Origin of the sequence: Bacillus sp. FSL M8-0166, from assembly GCF_038008825.1 — a bacterium.
GTDB lineage: Bacteria > Bacillota > Bacilli > Bacillales > Bacillaceae > Bacillus > Bacillus safensis.
This window is the reverse complement of sequence record NZ_JBBOZZ010000001.1, coordinates 1,355,774-1,373,784: the sequence shown is the minus strand read 5'-3', so window position 1 is coordinate 1,373,784 and position 18,011 is coordinate 1,355,774. Positions and strand designations below refer to the sequence as shown.

Sequence of the window (18,011 nt, the reverse complement as noted above, 5' to 3'; positions counted from 1 at the left end):
GAAGAAGGTTGGACAAAATTGTTGTGATTTGGTTTCGCCGGGATATGCGATTAGATGATCATATCGCCTTATCAAAAGCGATCACATATGCAAAAAAACACGAGTACAAATTATTTGCTCTTTATCATCTAGATCCATTTTTTACTGAAATGGACCTCGATTTAAACAACGAACATTTTTTTCAAAACTTGGCGCATTTCATCAAGGAAGCAAGAGAATCTCAAATGTATGTTCACCTTCTCCATGACGATGTCTTGCGTGCCTTTCAGCAAGTTATTGATGTGTATGACATCAAGGCTGTCTTTTTTAATGAAGATCAAGTGGGAATCGGTCAAAGGCGTGACCATCATGTAACCGATTTTTTAGAAAAGAAGGGTATTCATGTGTCAAAATGGCAAGATACACACCTTCACGGGGCGCAAGATATTTTAAAAGCGGATGGCACTCATTATCAAGTGTTTACTCCATACTATCAATCATGGCGAAAGCGAGAAAAGCAGCCTGTGATAAAAGTTGACAAATCATTTTTCAGCAGCGCTCGTACGATTTGTGATGAGTCACTTTCGCACAAAGGGAATGACAAACTGCGCAGCATAATCATGAGATGCTCAAGGAAATTTGATCAAATCGGCTCACACAAAGCGATGAACACGCTGCATGACTTTATCCAAAAAAGACTAACACGTTACCATGAAAAACGAGATATTCCATCTGTTTTTGGAACGAGCAAGCTGTCACGCTTCTTAAAAACAGGAACCATCTCAATCCGAACGATCTTTCATGCGGTGCATGAGGAGGCGCTGTTTGAAGACGAGGGAAGAGAAACCTTTATCAAAGAGCTGGCATGGCGAGATTTTTACCATATGATTTATGCTCATTATCCAGAGATGAAAGAAAAAGAAATCAATTCGGCGTTTCAAGGGATGATATGGAATGAAGATGAGACGCTGTTTGAAGCATGGTGTAAAGGTGAAACAGGCTTTCCCCTCGTTGATGCAGGGATGAGACAGTTAAATGAGGAGGGCTGGATGCATAACCGTTTAAGAATGGTCACCGCCTCATTTTTAACAAAAGATTATTTGATTGATTGGAGAAAGGGAGAAGCGTATTATGCAAAAAAGCTTGTGGATTATGATGAGGCTTCGAATATCGGAGGATTTCAGTGGGCAGCTTCTGTTGGGACAGATGCCGTGCCGTACTTCCGTATTTTTAACCCAACGACCCAGTCGAAGCGGTTTGATCCAAGCGGGGAATATATTAGAAGATATGTACCAGAGCTAGAGCATGTTGATGAAAAATGGATTCATGAACCAAGTAAAATGCCGATAGATGAACAACTGAAATCGAGCTGTGTGCTAGGTGATACATATCCGCTGCCGACAGTTGATCACAAGGAAAGACGCAAAAAAGCCATCTCGCTATTCGAAGAAGCAAAACAACAATAAAAAATCCCCCTCTCCACATGAAAGGGGGATATAATTCTTATCTAAATGGTTCTTTGCTTTCATATTTAAACCGGGCAATAAGTAAGCAGAAGTAGCATAGTACCCCAAACAAACAAGAAATAAAGAATGAATGAGCCAGCGCATAACCAAGTGCAAGCTGAGAATAAACAGACATCACACCTGAAATGGCTTGAAGTGTAATGAGAATGGCTGAAATGATCCATCCATAATACAGCTGCTTCTGTTCTTTATAATGTTTCATGGCATGGAACATAGCGACAAATATCCAGACGAATAAAAGAAGTGCTGCTGCTCGGTGTGACATTTGGACCCACTGATTAAAATACGCTGGAAGCGCACCATCTTTTGAACAAAACGGGAAGACAGAGCAAGCAAGGCTTGACTTTGTATGTCTCACATAAGCACCCGTATACACGACGATATACGTATACGTGATCACCCCATAAATATGGAACTGCATTTTTTTGCCGATATGAAGCGGCTTCACAAGCTTTGTTTCAGATCTGGTTGCTTCAAAGACAAGAAGTGCAAGCAGTAATACTGAAGCAAATGAAATGAGTGAAATACCGAAGTGCAGTGCCATCACAAGTGCGTTAGAACCAAATACGACGGCAAGAGCTCCTAACAGCGCTTGAAGCATTAAAAATATAATGGACATGATGACCAAAAATTTAGTTTCACGGAATACTGGACTAATTTTTTTCCAGCATAACACCGCCAGTGCCAGAACAAGAATGGTGGAAACCCCTGTTGACATACGGTGACTCCATTCGATGATGGAAGCGGGGTTCATTTCAGGAAAGAAACGACCGTGGCAAAGGGGCCACTGTCTACCGCAGCCAAGACCCGAACCGGTTTTCGTAACAAGCGCACCGCCAATCAGTACGATCAGCATCACAAACGTTGTGATCACGCTCAATAGCCTTAAAGCAAATTTCATCAAATTATTTCACCTTCTCTAAAAAACTTCTGATATAAATGAAAACCTCACATGCTCTCAAGTTTAAGCCAAATGCGAGTTCTGTTGCAATTCATAATGACCAAAGTTCACAAAAAAATGATATGTTAGTTCACAAAGTTTACAGATTTAGAGTGCTTGATCTTTCTTTGACAGTCTGATAGAAATAGAGGAGAGAATATTTCATTTTGCACCGCCTTCTGAAACACACATATATCCTAATAAATTCACGAAAAGTTCACAAATAACTTCAAGTTTGTCGTTTATTATTTAATAGGATGTTTTTTTACAGCTGTTTATCTTGTATGATAGAGTTGTAATGATTTTACGTGTCATTCGTTCGTTTGAAGGTTTGGGCAAGGGAGGTTATACACATTGGCAAATTCCAAAACAGCCGCGGAAGCAGCTATTCATGGACAAATAGAAGAAACAACAGCTTGGAAAGATTTTCTTGCTCTGATTAAAATGGGCATCGTCAATTCCAATTTCATTACGACATTTACTGGAATGTGGCTTGCTTTTTATTTTACAGGTATGAGTTTTCTTGGAAATCTTGATATTGTGCTGTTAACAATGATTGGTTCTTCTCTTATTATTGCCGGTTCATGCGCGATTAATAATGCGTTTGACCGTGATATTGATATATTAATGGAAAGAACAAAAACAAGACCTACGGTTACAGGTAAAATTCAGCCGGGGCAAGCGTATGCATTTGGCATTTTGCTTGTTGTATTAGGACTCATTATGCTTCTGATGACAACCATTACATCAGCAGTGATTGGATTTATTGGAGTCTTTACTTATGCGGTTCTTTACACCATGTGGTCTAAACGCCATTACACCATCAATACAGTCATCGGAAGTGTATCTGGCGCGGTTCCGCCATTAATCGGCTGGACAGCTGTCACAGGTACAATCGACACAACGGCTTGGGTTTTATTTATGATTATGTTCATTTGGCAAATCCCTCATTTCCTGTCACTTGCGATTAAGAAAACGGAAGATTACCGTAAGGCGGGCATTCCAATGCTGCCAGTTGTTTACGGCTTTGAAGTCACAAAACGCCAAATCATCATTTGGACAGCATGTCTTCTTCCACTTCCATTTTTCTTAGGTGGATTAGGATGGCCGATTGTCGCACTTGGTACATTGCTTAATATTGGATGGCTCGTTATTGGCCTTATGGGCTTTAAAATGAAAGACATCATGAAGTGGTCAACGCTCATGTTCGTTTATTCATTAAACTATTTAACCATCTTTTTCGTAGCGATGATTATTATCACACTATTCTAGAGTGAAATACACTTTGATCACATCAAAACAATGGCTATATCTTATAACACAACATTTTCTAACAACTATGAAAGCCGCCTGATATTCAGTTCTATTTAGGCGGCTTTCTGTTTATACATAGATGGTATTTTGAGTAAAAACATCATTTTTTTATGAAAAGAGGAAATGTAAGTGCTTTTATAAGAGGCGGGGGTTATTGATGGGGGAGAAGTGATTTTATAAATAAGAGGTAAAAAGCGAAAGGCAAAGGAGATCAAGCAAAAGGGGTTGGGACAAATTATGATAAGAAAATGGCGTGTTTATTCACTGTTTCTCTTACTGACGCTCGTTTTGGCGGGCTGTGGTGAACCATACTTATCAACACTCAAGCCAGTTGGGGAAGTAGCAGATAAACAGTTTTTCCTAACGGTACTGAGTACACTCATTATGGTTCTTGTCGTCATTGTTGTATCGATCATTTTCTTTTACGTCATTATTAAATTCAAACGTTCTAAAGTGGGAGAAGATACGATTCCAAAGCAGGTGGAAGGGAACCGCAACCTGGAAATCACATGGACAGCGATTCCGATTCTTCTACTCATTATTCTCGTTGTACCTGTTGTGGCATATACGCTTGAACTAGGGGATACAAGCGCTATGGATAAGAAAAAACGAGATCCTGAAAAGACACTTGTTGTCAATGTAAGAGCCAGCTTATATTGGTGGGAATTTGAATACCCTGATTATGGGATTGTCACAAGTCAGGAATTGATCGTACCAACAGATCAAAAGGTGTACTTTAAGCTGAAAGCATCCGATGTCAAACACTCATTCTGGGTTCCGTCTGCTGGCGGTAAAATTGATACAAACACAGATAATGAGAACAAATTTTATTTAACCTTTGACTCGAAACGAACGAAAGATGCAGGGGAATATTTCTACGGGAAATGTGCGGAGCTTTGCGGGCCGTCACATGCTTTAATGGACTTTAAAGTTAAAACGCTTTCTCAAGATGAGTTCTTAGGATGGACGAAAAAAATGGCTGATTACAAGAAGCCTGAATCCACAAAGGATCTCGCTTTAGAGGGTGAAAAGCTATTTAAAGAGAAAAACTGCTTAAGCTGTCACGCAGTAGAGCCTGGTGACGAACGGCCGGAAGCAGCAAGGACAGCACCAAACCTTGCGACCTTCGGAGAGCGAACGAAAGTAGCTGGAATCAAAGACATGAACAAAGAAAATGTGAAAGCATGGCTGAAAGATCCAGAAAGCTTTAAACCAGGTAATAAGATGACAGGAACGTACCCTAAATTAAATGACTCAGAAGCAGATGCACTTTACGAGTATTTAAAAGGTCTTAAAATCGAGTAACGCCTAGAGCAGATATTCAAGAGGGTATGTGATCGATGTGAAGTATTTGTTAAGAGCTCCCGAATATGTCTCTACAACCGAGAAGCCGTCATCTGTCAGACACAGTCTGTTAAAGGATCGTTAAGATAGACATCTATATGAAAAGGGGCAAATGGGAGATAAGAGGGGGATTTCATGGTGAGTACAATAGCTAAAAAGCGGGGGTTTGGCGCTGTCTTATGGGATTACTTGACAACGGTTGACCACAAAAAAATTGCCATATTATATTTAGTGGCAGGGGGATTTTTCTTTTTGGTTGGCGGGATAGAAGCGATGTTTATCCGTATTCAGCTAGCCATCCCTGAAAGTGATTTTGTCAGTGCAGGGGTTTACAATGAAATCATGACGATGCATGGAACGACAATGATTTTCCTTGCAGCTATGCCGCTTTTATTTGCATTAATGAATGCGGTTGTACCAATTCAAATTGGTGCTCGTGACGTAGCATTTCCGTTTGTGAATTCACTTGGTTTTTGGTTATTCTTTTTCGGAGGAATATTCTTAAACCTTGGATGGTTTATGGGCGGAGCACCTGATGCAGGCTGGACTGCATACGCTTCGCTCACGCTGAATTCAGAAGGGCATGGAATGGATTTCTATATTTTAGGTTTGCAGATTGCGGGTATTGGTACGCTGATTGCCGGGATTAACTTTCTTGCAACGATTATTAATATGAGAGCGCCTGGTATGACGTATATGAGAATGCCGCTCTTTACTTGGACGACATTTGTCGCCTCCGCACTTATTTTATTCGCATTCCCGCCGCTGACAGCAGGGCTTGCGATGCTGATGCTTGATAGAATGTTTGACACGAGCTTTTTCAATCCAGAGCTTGGAGGAAATACAATCATCTGGGAGCATTTGTTCTGGATTTTCGGACACCCGGAAGTATATATCTTAATCCTGCCGGCATTCGGAATCTTCTCTGAAATCATTCCAGTGTTTGCAAGAAAAAGATTGTTTGGTTACTCGTCCATGGTGTTCGCTACTGTATTGATTGGTTTCCTTGGATTCATGGTGTGGGCGCATCACATGTTCACAACGGGGCTCGGACCTATCGCCAATGCGATCTTTGCCGTAGCGACCATGGCAATTGCGGTGCCAACAGGAATTAAAGTATTCAACTGGCTGCTCACGATATGGGGCGGTAATGTGAAGTTTACAACGCCGATGCTTTATTCTGTAGCCTTTATTCCGTCGTTCTTACTTGGAGGGGTAACCGGGGTCATGCTTGCGGCAGCTGCAGCGGATTATCAGTTCCATGATACGTATTTTGTTGTGGCGCATTTCCACTACGTCATTATCGGCGGGGTCGTATTCGGTATTTTAGCAGGTGTGCATTACTGGTGGCCGAAGATGTTTGGGAAAATACTGAATGAGAAACTTGGGAAAATTGGCTTTGTGCTGTTTTTCATCGGTTTCCATTTAACTTTCTTTATCCAGCATTTCCTCGGTCTATGGGGCATGCCGCGCCGGGTCTTTACGTTCCTGCCAGGTCAGGGTCTTGAGCTTGGGAACTTGATTAGTACGATTGGGGCACTGTTTATGTTTGTCGCTGTTGTGATCATGCTGATTAACATCATCTGGACAACAGCAAAAGGGGAGCGTGTATCGAGCGATCCTTGGGGAGATGGAAGAACACTTGAATGGGCAGTTTCTTCGCCTCCGCCAGAATACAACTTTAAACAGCTTCCGCTTGTCAGAGGACTAGATCCATTATGGATTGAAAAAATGGATGGTAAAAAAGGAATGACAGCATCTGAACCGCTCGATGATATTCACATGCCGAATAACTCCATCTTGCCTGTCATTATCTCATTCGGTCTATTTGTGTCAGCGTTTGGTTTCATGTATCGTCAAGAGCACAGCTGGGGGCTTCCGGTGATCTTCATTGGTCTTGGTATTACGTTTGCGACCATGCTGGTCAGGTCTCTGAAAGATGATCATGGATATCATATTCACAAAGAAGATTTGACCGACGACGATGATAAAGGGGTGAAAGCATAATGGAACCACAAAAAATGACGGCGGAAACCTTTCCGGCTTCTCCTGAGAAGGCCACGTTAGAAGGGAAGAATAAGTTTGTCGGGTTCTGGCTGTTTCTTGGAGGAGAAACCGTTCTGTTTGCATCGCTTTTTGCCACTTATTTGGCGCTGAAAAACTCAAATGCAGGCGGAGCAAAAACAACTGATATGTTTGACCTCACACTTGTCTTTATTGCCACAATGCTTCTATTAACGAGCAGTTTAACGAGTGTGTATGCCATGTATCATATGAAAAACTTTGCCTTTAAAAAGATGCAGCTTTGGCTTGGTATCACGGTCCTTTTAGGTGCTGGATTTTTAGGGGTTGAAATTTATGAGTTTTATCACTATGTGCATGCGTATGAATTTACGATTACCAGCTCAGCTCTTGGTTCTTCCTTCTATACACTTGTAGGAACTCACGGAGCTCACGTTGCCTTCGGACTTTGCTGGATTACCGCTCTTATGATTCGAAATATGAGACGCGGACTCGATTTATACAATGCGCCGAAATATTATGTGGCAAGTCTCTATTGGCACTTCATTGATGTTGTGTGGGTCTTCATCTTTACCGTTGTATATTTAATGGGAATGGTGGGATAAGAATGGGAAATAAAAACACAAATCAGTCCAAAGTCGATCTTGTATATCGTAAAAAGAAAAATGCCGAGGAAATGAAGCATCAGCTCATTTCCTTCGGCTTGATGATTGGATTAACATTTGTTGCGTTTTTAACGATCGCCTCAGAAGACGTTGGAAATTGGTTCGCAGTACCATTTATTTTACTGCTTGCAGGCATTCAGGTGGCTTTTCAGCTTTATTATTTTATGCACATGAACCAAAAAGGGCATGAAACACCCGCCTTGTTTCTATACTCAGGTGTGTTTGTTGCGTTTATTACCGTATTAGCCTTTTTGACCATTATATGGTGGTAAACCCGCTTTGCCCTTGAAGGAGGCGCAGCAATGGAGAACTTAGAAATATTCGGATTTCGGGCATTATGGAGCCCTTATTATTTGATTTGTATTGCGGTAGCAGCTGCTCTTTATCTGCTTCTTGTGACAAAGGGAAAGCACCGTGCGACGGTGAAAGAGAAAACGTTATTTCTGACGGGGCTTGTTCTGTTATATGCTGTGAAAGGGAGCCCAATTGATTTAATGGGGCACATTATGTTTAGTGCACATATGGCGCAAATGGCGGTGCTATATTTAGTCATCCCGCCTCTCCTTATTACAGGATTGCCTCCAGCCATTTGGGAGAGGATCATTCAAACACCAGGTATTCAAGCTGTTTTCCGTTTGTTTTCCAAACCTTTAATTGCACTGCTTGGGTTTAACGGATTGTTTTCGCTGTATCACATTCCGCTTGTGTTTGATTTTGTGAAAACAGATCCGTTTTACCACGCATTGATGACGGTGGTTATTTTTATCGCTGCCTTTTTCATGTGGTGGCCGCTTGTCCATAAAGTTCAAAGTCAGCCGCAGATCACAGGCATTTTGAAGCTTGGATATATCATGGCAGACGGGATATTGATGACTCCCGCCTGTGCACTCATCATGTTTAGTGAAGCACCGATCTATGCAACCTATTCTGATGCAGGCGCATGGATACAAGCACTGCATTTATGTGTGCCAAGTGATATGCTTGCAGGCCTTGCTCTCACTGGCCCTGATATGTTCCACACCTTGCCGCTGCTAGAGGACCAGCAGCTAGGTGCCATTTTGATGAAAATTATTCAGGAGATTGTGTACGGCTCTATTCTTGCTGTTGTCTTCTTTGACTGGGCAAGAAAAGAAAGAGCAAAAGATGCCGTACCAGATGCGCTTATTCCGAAATATGAATAAAAAAGCACAGCCAGATGGCTGTGCTTTCATCGTATGTAAGGGCTAAAAAATCATTTTAGCCCTCAGCGTGTAGATAAACCCTCGCATTCGTTGTCAGGTCTGCGCTCCGGTACTCACGAATGTCAAATTCGCTCCGTTCCGATGCTCGTCCTTCCTAGACTTCAAAGGTTTTCTATCACGCTGAAAAGAAAACAAAGGGCTAAAATAAAGATCATTTTAGCCCTTTGTTTTATGCTTCAGCCGTCATGGCTTCTAGTTTTTCTTTCAGTTGTGCAAGTGTTTTTTTGCTTGATTGGATGAGAGACTTAGGGAATTCTTCGCCTTCGCCGTATTCAACGCCATGTGGATAATAGTGTTTTCCAAGTAACGGTGTTAGAAGCTGAATGTGTGCCTTTTTGGAACCGACATCTCCTTCAGTGGCGTAGCCGGAAATCCGTAAATAAAAGGTTCCCTCTACCATGCTGTATTTTCTGTCGTACGTCACACGCTCATAATCCCATTGATCGGCTCGTACAAATCCTTCACTTTCCATAATGAAATCTAATTTATTTAAGTCAGCTGATACCTCTTCAATCCCCGTACCTTCAAACTTCACCCAAAACCCCTCCTTATAAAATTTCCCTTTACTGACAATCATAGTATGAAAGCGTTAAACTTTCAACTGTGAAAGGTATGTTCTTTTATAAGCTGGTTACAGTAATAAAGAAAATAACGGATGGAGGAATCAACGTGAAAACGAAAAAAATCAAAGATATTATGACCAAAAAAGTAGTGACATGTCAGCAGGACGACAATACGTATGAAGCAGCAGTCAAAATGAGAGATGCTGACATCGGTGCCATTCCAGTGGTTGATGGAGATCAGCTCGTTGGAATAGTGACAGACCGTGACCTTGTGCTTAGAGGCATTGCAGAAAAAAAGCCAAACTCACAGGAAGTGGGCTCGCTGATGACGAAGGAAGTACTAACAGCTGAAGAAGATGCAACGCTTGAAGAAATTGTCCGGCTTATGTCAGAGCATCAGCTCCGCCGCATTCCCGTTGTGAAAAACGGTGCATTAACAGGGATTGTCGCTCTAGGAGATTTATCAGTCGAAGATTTATCAAATGATCGTGCGGGAGATGCACTGACAGAAATCTCTCAACAGGATCAAGATCATGGACAAGGATTTCTTCATTAAGAGGGGCATATTTTAAATTCGTGTTAAATAGGCTGTATTGTCGTTGATAAATGGAGCAAGTTTTGTTTAAATGACAGTAGAAGGTACTTTTTGTACCTTGCCAATTTAACGGAGGTGTTTATTTGAAAACTGTGCTCAAAACACTCCTCATCCTCCTGATTATATCTGGAACGTACGTTCTGTTTATTCAATATGGATCTTCACCAGAAAAAGAAAACAGCAATGAACCGAAGGTGTCTAATGAAGAAACATCTAGCGATAAGCCGATCAACATCCCAAAAAAGGGACTCATGTCCTTTATGGGGAAATCTTCAAACGAAGTGCTTAAACAGCTGGGAGAACCAGATCGCATTGATCCTTCCGCATATGATTATGACTGGTGGATTTACAACCAATCGAAGAAGCACTATATTCAAGTAGGGGTAAAGGATAGTAAAGTGGTGACCTTGTTTGCTACAGGAGACGGACTGAATGTAGAACCGTTTAAAATCGGTCAAGCCACAAGTGAAGTATTTAAGAAAACGCAAATTGCACCTTACATTCATGTAGAGGATGAACAAAATTCATACCGCTTTGAATTCTCAGAAGATGATATGAATACAAGACCCACTGTGAAAGTGGGAGATGATGTGTATGTTCAGCTTTACATGGATAAGTTTGAAAGCACCCTTTCAAGTATCAGGGCCTTCAACGCAGATACATTTGTGAAACAAAAGCCGTATGAGGTGGTCTATCGAGGTCAATTGATAGAACCTGAGGCGATATCGGGCGAAAAGTGGAAAGATATCGAAGCTTCCAGTCAAAAACAAATTTTTGATATGACCAATATTATCCGTCATAAGTACAACCTGCCGATCTTAAAGTGGGATGATGAAACCTCTGAAGTGGCCTTCATGCATAGTGAGGACATGAAAGAGAATCATTATTTCTCCCATGAATCTAAAAAATACGGTACGCTGAAAGACCGGTTAGAAAGAGGCGAGGTGGGCTTTCAGCTCGCAGGTGAAAACATTGCCTATAACTATGTCGATGGACCTGCTGCGGTAGAGGGCTGGCTCAATAGTGAAGGTCACAGGAAGGCGTTATTAAATAAAGATTACACGCATCTTGGCGTAGGGGTGAAAGAAAAATATTACACCCAAAATTTCATCAAGAAAACATCTTAAACGAAAGCAGCTGCATAGTCGCAGCTGTTTTTTTCATGTTGAAAAAGAGGCTCACCAAAACAGATGCTGGTGTATATAGTATAGTAGGCATTTGTATGGGGGGTGAGGATATGACAAACAAGCAAAAACAAACATCCATTGATGAATTTAAACAATTCGTCAGACGCCATCCGAAGTTAATTCAAGAAGTGCAAACGCAAGAAAAAAGCTGGCAAAGTGTATACGAGAATTGGGTCATGTTTGGTGAGGAAGATGAAATGTGGTCACCTTACCGGCAATCGAAATCTGAAGACGCTAAAGAAGAAAAAGCCTCTAAGCCAAGTGAAGCAGGAAAAGCAGATTTTATGTCTAAAATGGTTTCTGCTGTGAAAAAAATGGACGCTGATCAAATGAATGAACAGATTAACAAAATGAGCCAGTCTATTTCCTCTTTACAAAGCTTACTCGGCCAATTTTCATCCAATGGTTCAAAGAAAGGTTCATCTGGAGGCAGTCAGCACCCGTTCTCCTTCAGGAAAGATTAAGTGAAAGGGGATGCTTCTGGTGCGAAAAGAAGTACAGGAATTTGTCATGGCCGAAGAGGATCGAATCAAATTCATAAGGCAGCGTCCTCTCTGGTACAGACAGCTGACGCGGCATCCTGAAAATCTATCGTCCTTTGAATTAGATAAAATGAACTTTTACGAAAAAACCATTCCTCATCGTGTGAGTCAGTTGAGCAATAGCGTCCAAATGGCTGAAATGATGATTCAAATGTTCCAAGCAATGCGCAATCAAAATGGAGCCGGTTGAGGCTTTTTTTGAGTTGATTAAGATGTCTATTTCCTGAGCATCCTATAAACGTAGATGAAAGGAGAATCAGATGATGAAATGGATGCTGTCAATAGGCGCATTGCTTTTTCTTGTCACCGGGTGTCAAAGTCAACATGGAGAAGAGCAAGTGATCAAGCAAGACCCAGCAGTACCAGTCATGCAGCAAACCCAAAGCGAAATGAAGCAGCAAGGCTTTTTGAAATACAAAGTGCAAGGGACGTCTGTCTATATAGAAAGTACACTTCAAGATTTTCATCTTCAGCCAGAGCGTCTGAAAAAGAACGAGAAGGCGGGATATTTTACAGTGTATGTAGACGGGAAACGTGCAGGAAATGAGTATACCGCGGCATTTGTGGTCAAGCATCTTTCAAAAGGAAAGCATAAAATGACCGTTGTGCTGAATTCTCGTCATCCAGAATATAAACAGAAAAGAGAAACATGGGATGTATTTGTCACGTAAAAGCATTTTCTGATCCATAGGTTTCGTGGTAAACTATGAATTGGAGGTGCAACATTTATGTATGCGACAATCGAATCTGTGGAGCTCCAAGAGGAAGCAAATCAATTGGCTGCCATGATTCTTCAGTCGGAGGAGGCTGAACATTACCGCAACTGCTTTAAGCGTCTCCAGCAAGACGAAGAAGCCCAACAAATTATTGCCCATTTTACAAAAGTAAAAGAGCAATATGAGGATGTGCAGCGGTTCGGCAAATACCATCCGGACTATAGAACGATCTCAAAGGAAATGCGTGAGGTCAAAAGAAAGCTAGATCTTCACGATACAGTGGTTGATTTCAAAAAAGCAGAAACAGCGATTCAATCCATCTTAGATGAGATTAGTATTGAAATCGGTCAAGCTGTATCAGCATATATTAAAGTTCCAACAGGGAACCCATATTTTGATGGTCTATCATCATGCGGCGGTGGCTGTGGATCAGGTGGCAGCTGCGGCTGTAAAGTATCTTGACGAGACTTGAATGTCTCGTCTTTTACATAATGAATGAAAAGAATTGAAAAGCGGCAGGTGAAAAGATGGAAACCAAACGTCAAGGGATGGTTGTCTGGCTGCATTCGTTAAAGCAGTCAAAAGCGCTAAGAAAATTTGGGAATGTTCACTATATTTCAAGGAAAATGAAATATGCTGTGATCTATTGTGATATGAATGATCTTGAGCGCCATATGACTAAGCTCAGCTCGTTACCATTTGTGAAACGTGTTGAGCCTTCATATAAACCTTTTATTAAATTAGAGTACGAATCCAAATTGGACAAAGCAAAAGAGTATGATTATAAGGTGGGCTTTTAAAGACACAAAAAAATCCCCGCGGCATCACCCGCGGGGTCCTTCTATTCTTAATGATTCATTAAGGAGAAGGCAAAGGGAGAGGAGAAACCGGAGGAAGAACTTATGGGGAAACGTAAGTCTTCTCCGCGGTTGGCAACAGCACCACATCAGATGCTGTTATAAGTAGTATGACCCCGGATTTCTTGATCTATACATAGAAAATGAATGAATATCAGTGCATTGTTCCTTGAGGAGTGATGTGGTAAGATAATGTTGAATTTTTTGTCATAAACAATGACCAATAGAAGCAAGCAGAAAAAGTGGTGGAAAAATGAGAGTCATCTCTGGAACGAGAAAAGGCCGCACACTTAAAGCGGTACCAGGTCAATCAACAAGACCGACGACAGATAAAGTAAAAGAATCGATATTTAATATGATCGGCCCGTATTTTGATGGCGGATGGGCCCTTGATCTATTTGCCGGAAGCGGTGGTTTAGGAATTGAAGCGCTTTCCAGAGGATTCGATCATTGCATATTCGTTGATCGAGATATGAAGGCGATTCAGACGATTAAAGGCAACCTGAATCAATTGTCGCTAATGGATCAAAGTGAAGTGTTTCGAAATGAAGCAAAGCGTGCACTCGCAGCTGTTGTGAAACGAGAGGAATCCTTTCAAGCCATTTTCCTTGATCCGCCCTATAAAGATCAACAGCTAAAAGCACTTCTTGAAATGATTGACGAGCACGCCTTGTTAACAGATGACGGTGTGATCGTGTGTGAGCATGATAAAGACGTGAAGCTGCCAGAAGAAGCAGGACAGCTTCAGATCACAAGGCAGGAACTGTATGGATTGACTGGTATTACGATCTATAGAAAGCGGGGAAATTAGCATGGGGAACATAGCCGTTTGTCCGGGCAGCTTCGATCCAGTCACATTGGGGCATTTGGATATCATCAAAAGAGGTGCAAAGATTTTTGATGAAGTGTATGTATGTGTACTAAATAATTCATCTAAAAAACCGTTATTTACTGTTGAAGAACGGTGTGAGCTTATTCGCCAAGCGACGAAGGAGCTGCCAAATATCAAAGTTGAATCCTTTCACGGCCTGCTTGTTGATTACGCGAAGCAAAAAGAAGCCAAAGTCATTTTACGCGGACTAAGAGCTGTGACGGACTTTGAGTATGAGATGCAAGGCACCTCAATGAACAAAGTGTTAGACGATGAAATTGAAACGTTTTTTATGATGACCAACAATCAATATTCCTTCTTAAGCTCCAGCATTGTCAAAGAAGTAGCGAAATATCATGGGGCAGTCAAAGATCTTGTACCAAAAGAGGTAGAAGCAGCGCTGAAGGAAAAATTTAATGGATGAGTGCACCCGGCACTCATCCATTTTTTAATTTCCGATAGTATAGTGTGATATACACAATCAAGCTGCAAAGTGTGATCAAAGGACCAGCTGTCACAAGCTGATTCCAAACCACGCTGCTGAACAGGACGACCTGCTGGCTTGCATCAAAGGCACCCGCTGGGAGAGCCATGTCTGATCGAGAGACATAAAGAGGCTTGAATAATAAAAAGGCAAAAACAGCTGCATAAATCCCGTGAAGCAAACGGGCGAAGAAAAACGGTTTAAAGCGGATATCGGTTGCCGCTAAAATGCCGGCGACTTGGGCTTGAACAGAGAACCCGCTGAATCCTAAAATAAAGCTGACGACAATGGTTTTAGCGAGAAGGGTGACTTCCTGTGACCCCGTCAGCTGGCTGCCTAATGTGATTTCAAATAAACCGGCAATCATGGCAAGGTCTAATTCTGGCGGAAGATGCAGCGTTTGCAGCATATATCCGAGCCCTATAGATAAAAGGTCTGTCACATGGACAACTGACAGCATTTTGCTAAACACAGAAAATAAGATGATAAAGCCGCCAATCATAAAGAGTGTTTGGACTGATGACATGACTGCATCACTTAAAATTTGGCCGAGCGGTCTTTTTTCTGCGAGTCTTGCTGTATGAAGAGCATTGAATGCCTCTTTAAACGGGGGGAATAAAAATTTCTTACGGCTTCTTAGGTGTGCATCATGCCGCGCTTTATATCCCCGCATCGTCACACCAACAGCAAGATTCCCTAAATAATGTGCGCTGGCGAGTACAATGCCTAAAGCTGGGTGATGAAAAAAACCAACAGCCACCGCACCGAAAATAAACAATGGATTCGATGAATTTGTAAAGGAAACGAGACGCTCTGCTTCGATTCTTGTCAACTGCCTTTCCTGCCTGAGTCTTGTTGTTAATTTTGCTCCAGAAGGAAAACCTGAAGCCATTCCCATAGCTAGGACAAATCCGCCTACACCCGGCACCCGGAAGATGGGGCGCATAAATGGCTCTAATAATACCCCGACAAATCTGACAATCCCGAAACTAATTAATAGCTCGGACAAAATAAAAAAAGGAAGCAATGATGGAAATACAACCTCCCACCACATTGCAAGTCCATTTTTCGACGCTTGCAAAGAGGCTTGTGGATGTGTAATCACAGTGGCTGTTAAAAAAATAAAAAAAGCTGCGATGAACAGAGTGTTCCATTTTTTCATGGAGATTTCGCCCCTTGCCGTTATGATCTATTGGCGAGCTCGTGATATTAGAAAAAGAAACTAGCCGAGCCTGTCTTCTATTACTATACGAGCAGTAGGGGCATGTTTAGACCTATAGATTCGTATATATGCATAGAAAGAGGAGGGTGGATTTTCATGAAGCGACCGATCATCGGGCTTGCACTAGGCTCCGGGGGTGCGAGGGGAATGGCGCATATCGGGGTATTGTCTAGTCTTGAGAAGCAAGGAATACAGGTAGATATGATTGCTGGAAGCAGTATTGGCGCACTTGTTGGGAGCTTTTATGCGGCAGGACAAGACGTAGAAAAAATGAAAAAACTTGCACTTGTCTTCAGAAGAAAGTATTATGCTGACTATACACTGCCAAAAATCGGTCTTTTAAAAGGAAATCGAATTTTGCAGCTGATTCACACGTTTACATATGGGAAAAAATTCGAAGAATTAAGAATGCCCCTTGCGGTGGTTGCCTGTGACCTCGAAACAGGGGAGAAGGTTGTGTTTAAAGAAGGGTCTGTCTCACAAGCAGTCAGAGCAAGCATCAGCATTCCAGGCGTGTTTGTTCCTCACGAAATGGGCGGCAGACAGCTGGTGGATGGAGCGGTTGTTGACCGCATTCCTGTGTCTGTTTTAAAAGAAATGGGCGCAGACCTTATCATCGCCTCGGATGTATCAAGGGTGAAAAAAACAGAAAAGGCGACGAGATTATCGGATGTGATTATGCAAAGTTTGGACATCCTTCAAAATGAATTGGTTCGTCATCAAACCATTCATGCAGATCTCATGATCCGGCCGAGGCTTGAAACATTTAGCTCTAGTTCGTTCACACAGGTTCAGGAGATGATTGCAGCTGGTGAGCTCGCCGCAGATCAACTAGCAGGTAAACTGAAAGATGTCATTGATAAATGGGAGTGTTAATCGAATGAAAAAATTGAATATTCGCTGGCTCAGCTTTTTTGTCGTTGTTCTTGTCTTATTTGGCTTAACTTTTGTCAAACTGCCGTATTACGTGACAAAGCCGGGTGATGCAACAGAGATTGCCCCTCACATTCAAGTGGACGGTGGATACGGCGAGAAGGGCAGCTTCTCTCTTATGACGATAAAAGTCGGTCCAGCCAATCCGTATACGTATTTGCTTGCGAAAATGAATAAATATGACGAGATCGTCCCAGAAGAAAATATTAAAGCGGACGGAGAGTCGGATGAAGATTATATGAAAAGGCAGCTTCAGCTGATGAAAAGCTCTCAAGAAAATGCCATGATTGCAGCGTATACAAAAGCAGGCAAAAAAGTAGATTATACGTTTAATGGGGTATATGCGAGCTACGTCATGAAAGGCATGCCTGCTTACGGTAAAATTGAAGTGGGCGACCGGATTAAAAGCGTTGATGGCAAGACGTATGATTCTGCTGATAAAATGGTTTCGTATATCAGCAGTCGAAAAGCTGGTACATCTGTCCGTTTTGTCCTTGAACGAAACGGCAAGGATATCACGCAGAAAGTGAAGTTAAAACCTTTTAAAGAAGAGCCAAATCGAGTTGGAATTGGCGTATCATTATTTACAGACCGAAATGTGAAAGTCTCGCCTTCCATTAAGGTCGATATTGAAAATATCGGCGGCCCGTCGGCAGGTTTAATGATGTCACTTGAAATTTATAACCAGCTGACGAAAGAAGACGAAACACATGGCTATGCGATTGCAGGGACTGGAACGATTGACGCTGATGGTACGGTCGGGCCAATTGGCGGAATTGATCAAAAGGTCGTTGCAGCAGATAAAGCAGGAAAAGATATCTTCTTTGCACCAAACGATAAAGGTGATCCAAATTCAGACTACAAAAATGCAGTGAAAACAGCGAAAGATATTAAAAGTGATATGAAAATCGTTCCTGTGGACACAATGCAGGACGCACTGAATTATTTAAACAAGTTAAAAGAGAAATCATCTTAAGTGAAAAAAGAGCAGCCTTCATCAAAGGCTGCTC

General features: G+C 41.9%; 21 protein-coding genes. 18 read left to right on the top strand and 3 right to left on the bottom strand.

Features of this window, described 5'->3' with window-relative positions:
* The first annotated feature begins 8 nt into the window (after positions 1-8).
* A complete protein-coding gene (locus NSS92_RS07315; protein WP_340867240.1) occupies positions 9-1,445 on the top strand; it encodes a cryptochrome/photolyase family protein in 1,437 nt (478 codons plus the stop codon).
* A 37-nt stretch (positions 1,446-1,482) separates the two neighbouring features.
* On the opposite strand, the gene NSS92_RS07310 is transcribed toward NSS92_RS07315, so the two are convergent.
* Entirely contained in the window at positions 1,483-2,406 is a 924-nt protein-coding gene (locus tag NSS92_RS07310; RefSeq protein ID WP_142944712.1) for a COX15/CtaA family protein, read from the bottom strand.
* Between the two features lie 393 nt (positions 2,407-2,799).
* Here NSS92_RS07310 and cyoE point away from each other — a divergent pair, with 393 nt between their 5' ends.
* The 6 genes from cyoE (at position 2,800) to ctaG (ending at position 8,971) form a co-directional block, all read left to right on the top strand.
* A complete protein-coding gene (gene cyoE, locus NSS92_RS07305; RefSeq protein WP_034281660.1) occupies positions 2,800-3,717 on the top strand; it encodes a heme o synthase in 918 nt (305 codons plus the stop codon).
* A gap of 279 nt (positions 3,718-3,996) precedes the next feature.
* Positions 3,997-5,064, top strand: a complete 1,068-nt coding sequence (coxB, locus tag NSS92_RS07300; protein ID WP_024426909.1) for a cytochrome c oxidase subunit II — start codon at positions 3,997-3,999, stop codon at positions 5,062-5,064.
* A 174-nt stretch (positions 5,065-5,238) separates the two neighbouring features.
* Positions 5,239-7,110: a cytochrome c oxidase subunit I gene (gene ctaD, locus NSS92_RS07295; RefSeq protein ID WP_034281664.1), complete on the top strand. Its 1,872-nt coding sequence runs from the start codon at positions 5,239-5,241 to the stop codon at positions 7,108-7,110.
* Positions 7,110-7,730, top strand: coding sequence for a cytochrome c oxidase subunit III (gene ctaE / locus NSS92_RS07290; protein WP_024424780.1), 621 nt, complete (start codon positions 7,110-7,112; stop codon positions 7,728-7,730). Before ctaD ends, ctaE begins: the two co-directional genes overlap by 1 nt.
* Positions 7,731-7,732: 2 nt before the next feature.
* Positions 7,733-8,062: a cytochrome c oxidase subunit IVB gene (gene ctaF, locus NSS92_RS07285; RefSeq protein WP_024426910.1), complete on the top strand. Its 330-nt coding sequence runs from the start codon at positions 7,733-7,735 to the stop codon at positions 8,060-8,062.
* Positions 8,063-8,092: 30 nt separating this feature from the next.
* Positions 8,093-8,971 (top strand): cytochrome c oxidase assembly factor CtaG, encoded by an 879-nt coding sequence (gene ctaG, locus NSS92_RS07280; protein ID WP_267586184.1) that lies wholly within the window; start codon positions 8,093-8,095, stop codon positions 8,969-8,971.
* A gap of 229 nt (positions 8,972-9,200) precedes the next feature.
* Here the strand turns inward: ctaG and NSS92_RS07275 are convergent, their stop codons facing one another.
* Positions 9,201-9,566: a YugN family protein gene (locus tag NSS92_RS07275; protein WP_039178290.1), complete on the bottom strand. Its 366-nt coding sequence runs from the start codon at positions 9,564-9,566 to the stop codon at positions 9,201-9,203.
* A 161-nt stretch (positions 9,567-9,727) separates the two neighbouring features.
* Here NSS92_RS07275 and NSS92_RS07270 point away from each other — a divergent pair, with 161 nt between their 5' ends.
* The 9 genes from NSS92_RS07270 (at position 9,728) to coaD (ending at position 14,786) form a co-directional block, all read left to right on the top strand.
* Positions 9,728-10,150 carry a CBS domain-containing protein gene (locus NSS92_RS07270; protein WP_034663862.1) on the top strand — a complete coding sequence of 141 codons (423 nt, stop codon included), beginning with the start codon at positions 9,728-9,730 and terminating at the stop codon, positions 10,148-10,150.
* Between the two features lie 122 nt (positions 10,151-10,272).
* Positions 10,273-11,316 (top strand): CAP domain-containing protein, encoded by a 1,044-nt coding sequence (locus tag NSS92_RS07265; protein WP_024426913.1) that lies wholly within the window; start codon positions 10,273-10,275, stop codon positions 11,314-11,316.
* A 110-nt stretch (positions 11,317-11,426) separates the two neighbouring features.
* Entirely contained in the window at positions 11,427-11,840 is a 414-nt protein-coding gene (locus tag NSS92_RS07260; protein ID WP_024424279.1) for a YlbD family protein, read from the top strand.
* Positions 11,841-11,859: 19 nt separating this feature from the next.
* Positions 11,860-12,108 carry a YlbE-like family protein gene (locus NSS92_RS07255; RefSeq protein ID WP_039178297.1) on the top strand — a complete coding sequence of 83 codons (249 nt, stop codon included), beginning with the start codon at positions 11,860-11,862 and terminating at the stop codon, positions 12,106-12,108.
* Between the two features lie 70 nt (positions 12,109-12,178).
* Positions 12,179-12,589: a hypothetical protein gene (locus NSS92_RS07250; protein ID WP_340867239.1), complete on the top strand. Its 411-nt coding sequence runs from the start codon at positions 12,179-12,181 to the stop codon at positions 12,587-12,589.
* A 57-nt stretch (positions 12,590-12,646) separates the two neighbouring features.
* Positions 12,647-13,096 carry a YlbF family regulator gene (locus tag NSS92_RS07245; RefSeq protein WP_007499807.1) on the top strand — a complete coding sequence of 150 codons (450 nt, stop codon included), beginning with the start codon at positions 12,647-12,649 and terminating at the stop codon, positions 13,094-13,096.
* A gap of 65 nt (positions 13,097-13,161) precedes the next feature.
* Positions 13,162-13,434 (top strand): YlbG family protein, encoded by a 273-nt coding sequence (locus tag NSS92_RS07240; protein ID WP_048238857.1) that lies wholly within the window; start codon positions 13,162-13,164, stop codon positions 13,432-13,434.
* Between the two features lie 310 nt (positions 13,435-13,744).
* The gene (gene rsmD, locus NSS92_RS07235; protein ID WP_411353399.1) at positions 13,745-14,302 is read left to right on the top strand and encodes a 16S rRNA (guanine(966)-N(2))-methyltransferase RsmD; all 558 of its coding nucleotides are present in this window, start codon (positions 13,745-13,747) and stop codon (positions 14,300-14,302) included.
* Position 14,303: 1 nt separating this feature from the next.
* Positions 14,304-14,786, top strand: coding sequence for a pantetheine-phosphate adenylyltransferase (gene coaD, locus NSS92_RS07230; protein WP_024426917.1), 483 nt, complete (start codon positions 14,304-14,306; stop codon positions 14,784-14,786).
* Between the two features lie 13 nt (positions 14,787-14,799).
* Here the strand turns inward: coaD and ylbJ are convergent, their stop codons facing one another.
* Positions 14,800-16,008 (bottom strand): sporulation integral membrane protein YlbJ, encoded by a 1,209-nt coding sequence (ylbJ, locus tag NSS92_RS07225; RefSeq protein ID WP_324290791.1) that lies wholly within the window; start codon positions 16,006-16,008, stop codon positions 14,800-14,802.
* Between the two features lie 156 nt (positions 16,009-16,164).
* Here ylbJ and NSS92_RS07220 point away from each other — a divergent pair, with 156 nt between their 5' ends.
* On the top strand, positions 16,165-16,944 hold the full coding sequence (locus NSS92_RS07220; protein WP_340867238.1) for a patatin-like phospholipase family protein: 780 nt from the start codon (positions 16,165-16,167) through the stop codon (positions 16,942-16,944).
* Positions 16,945-16,948: 4 nt separating this feature from the next.
* Positions 16,949-17,977: a SepM family pheromone-processing serine protease gene (locus NSS92_RS07215; RefSeq protein WP_340867237.1), complete on the top strand. Its 1,029-nt coding sequence runs from the start codon at positions 16,949-16,951 to the stop codon at positions 17,975-17,977.
* The last annotated feature ends 34 nt before the right edge of the window (positions 17,978-18,011 follow it).